General features: G+C 37.4%; 3 protein-coding genes. All 3 read left to right on the top strand.

The window, feature by feature from the left end:
• The coding region (locus ABY905_RS16775; protein ID WP_372645964.1) for a chorismate-binding protein at positions 1–262 on the top strand (262 nt) is incomplete at its 5' end.
• 48 nt (positions 263–310) lie between these two features.
• A complete protein-coding gene (gene tilS / locus ABY905_RS16780) occupies positions 311–1,639 on the top strand; it encodes a tRNA lysidine(34) synthetase TilS (RefSeq protein ID WP_372645966.1) in 1,329 nt (442 codons plus the stop codon).
• Positions 1,640–1,696: 57 nt separating this feature from the next.
• Positions 1,697–2,098, top strand: a 402-nt coding sequence (locus tag ABY905_RS16785; RefSeq protein WP_372645968.1) for a hypothetical protein, incomplete at its 3' end; no start/stop codon positions are given.

Consider the following 2,098-nt stretch of genomic DNA (forward strand, 5'->3'; position numbering starts at 1 on the left):
ACCCAAGGTTCGTGCCATGAAACTGATTGAGAAATATGAGGTGACTAAGCGAGGTTTGTTTTCTGCTGCCGTGGGTTATATAACGCCTGAAGCCGATTTCGATTTCAATGTTGTGATTCGCAGCATACAATATAATGCCAATGATGATTATCTTTCATTCATGGTCGGTGGTGCCATAACCATGCAATCTGATCCCGAAAAGGAATATGAGGAATGTCTGTTGAAAGCTAAGGCGATTAAGCAGGTACTTGGAAGTAAATAATATATACTTTTGATTCTCTCGAATCGATAACTACTAATGAGAACTGAAATGCTACGAAAACTGATCCGTCATATTGAAAAAGAAGAGCTCTTCGGTAGAAATGAAAAACTACTGGTTACTGTTAGTGGCGGACTCGATTCAGTGGTTTTGCTTCACCTTCTGCACAAAATGGAGCTGAAGTGCATTATTGCGCATTGTAATTTTCGATTGAGAGCTGAGGATTCTGATGGTGATGCGATTTTTGTCGAGGAGTTGGCTGAAAAATATGATTTCCCTTTTTGTACGACAGCGTTTGATACGACCGAGTATGCTAAAGAAAAGGCGATTTCCATTGAGATGGCTGCACGCGATTTACGATATGAATGGTTTGAAAGTATACGTCAGGCACACCAGTGCCAGTATATACTTACCGGTCATCATGCTGATGATGTAATTGAAACGGTTTTAATCAATCTGGCACGCGGAACAGGTATTCATGGCCTAACAGGAATAAAAGCAAAAAAGAACCGTTTAATTCGTCCTTTACTACCTTTTTCAAGGGAAGAGTTAAAAGCTTATGCCGACGAGAACACATTAAGCTATCGAGAGGATTATACCAATGCTCAAACCGATTTTGTGAGGAATAAAATTCGCCATCAAATTATTCCAGTACTACAAGAAATCAATCCCAGTATTCAAAAGACAATGAATGAGAATGTGGCTAGATTTTCAGACGTTGAACTGATCTATAATAATGAGATTGAAAATAAGAGATTGAGTTTTATCAATCATGAAGATGATCGCTTGTTGATCTCAGTTTCAGAATTGAAAAAACTACCAGCGCAAAAATCACATTTGTTTGAGTTTTTAAAACCTTATGGTTTCCACTCAAGAGAGGTGCTTAATATTATTGATTCTTTAGATTCTATTTCAGGGAAACTGTTTTATTCTGAAAAGTATCAGCTTCTGCGTGACCGAGAGTATTTGGTTTTGACTAAAAGGGAAGAAAAAGAGACAGGCGAATATGAGCTTTCTGAGAATGGACATCTTGAAATCAAAGAAAAGAGTTTTCATTGTGAGATTTTTGAACGAACAGCTGATTTCAAATTTTCTACAAATCCACAGATTGCTTGCTTTGATGCTGATAAACTGAGCTTCCCTCTGAAGTTACGTAAATGGCAAGAAGGTGATGTTTTCCATCCCATTGGCATGAAAGGGCGTAAGAAAGTATCCGATTATTTTATCGATAATAAATTTTCCTTGACCGATAAAGAGAATGCTTGGCTTCTCGTTTCGGGGGATGATATTATTTGGCTTGTTGGGCACAGAATGGATGATCGTTTTAAAATAATAAAGACGACGCAGTCTATTTGTGAAATTAGGATTAGCGAGGATTAATTCCGTTGTTTTTGTAAATTGGGCATGCAATTTTATGGCTAACCTAAAACTCAAACAATGAACAAAAGAATTTACTTAGGACTATTATTGATCTTTATCTCAGTAGCCGGTCTTAATGCCCAAACTCAGGAACCCATTCGGGAAGAGCTGAAAGATCTCAAGAAATACAATTCGAATTTGGATCATAGAATGGATCGCCTTCAAAAAATGGTGGATGATCTAATTTGGTTTGAAAGAGTAGGAGATGTCGCTCATATAGATAAGCTATATATTTATGGACCTCCAAAATGGAAAGAGAAGAATCCGACTGCTAAAGGTGCAGGGAATCCGGTCAAGTTTTGGACTTATACTTTTATCCCTAAAAATATTAATCCTGATAAGAAATACCCCTTAATTGTTTTGCCACATGGTGGAGTTCATGGCGATTTCACAACTTATTATACTCACATCATACGAGAG

Source organism: Ancylomarina sp., from assembly GCF_041555295.1.
Classification (GTDB): domain Bacteria; phylum Bacteroidota; class Bacteroidia; order Bacteroidales; family Marinifilaceae; genus Ancylomarina.

Coding starts and splice junctions, on each gene's coding strand:
- tilS (WP_372645966.1), top strand. CDS start 311: ATGCTACGAAAACTGATCCGTCATATTGAAAAAGAAGAGCTCTTCGGT.